Origin of the sequence: Bacteroides sp. HMSC067B03, from assembly GCF_001811315.1 — a bacterium.
GTDB lineage: Bacteria > Bacteroidota > Bacteroidia > Bacteroidales > Bacteroidaceae > Bacteroides > Bacteroides faecis.
Genome location: NZ_KV804500.1, coordinates 1 through 532, shown reverse-complemented (window position 1 = coordinate 532; position 532 = coordinate 1). Strand labels below are relative to the sequence as shown.

2 pseudogenes are annotated in these 532 nt (G+C 52.6%); both read right to left on the bottom strand.

Annotated features, from left to right (window positions below):
- Positions 1-196, bottom strand: a pseudogene (locus tag HMPREF2794_RS26110) (hypothetical protein); the annotation flags it as partial.
- A gap of 4 nt (positions 197-200) precedes the next feature.
- Positions 201-532: pseudogene (locus tag HMPREF2794_RS26105) on the bottom strand (phage tail tape measure protein); the annotation flags it as partial.

The window sequence follows — 532 nt, the reverse complement described above, 5'->3', positions numbered from 1 at the left end:
GGGTAAACGTCCCGATGACCGGAGTCCCCATCCAACTGTATGCTTCGGCTTCGGCATCCGGAATCGTTGTCACTCCGATGTATTTCCCCGGATCGTAATCCTGCAGGGTTCGTCCCCACGGAAGATAAATCGGAGATGAAATCCCGAAGACCTCCGTGAACAATGCACCAATATTTAACGCTGTATTTCCTGTCATAACTTTATCCTATTGCTGGTACTGTATCGGTTATCACCGCTAAAATTTCCCGTTTGACCTTATCCGCAACATCGCGCATGTCCGCACCTGCCGCAACCCTGAAATGATTGTTGAATGTCACGTTCATGGTGATATTCCTCACGCTGCTTCCACCTTTTCCACCAAGTCCCACGTCTTTCCCGGAAGTCCCCCCGGTTGAGGTTGTGACGGTGGTCGGTTTGTTGACTGCCGCTGGTGCGGTGTCCAGCTGGAACTTGTCAAGTCCGGGGACTTTGTCCTTGTTCCGCCAGCTTTCCCGTCCCTTTTCCTTGCCTTCTTCCCATGCCCGACCGACTG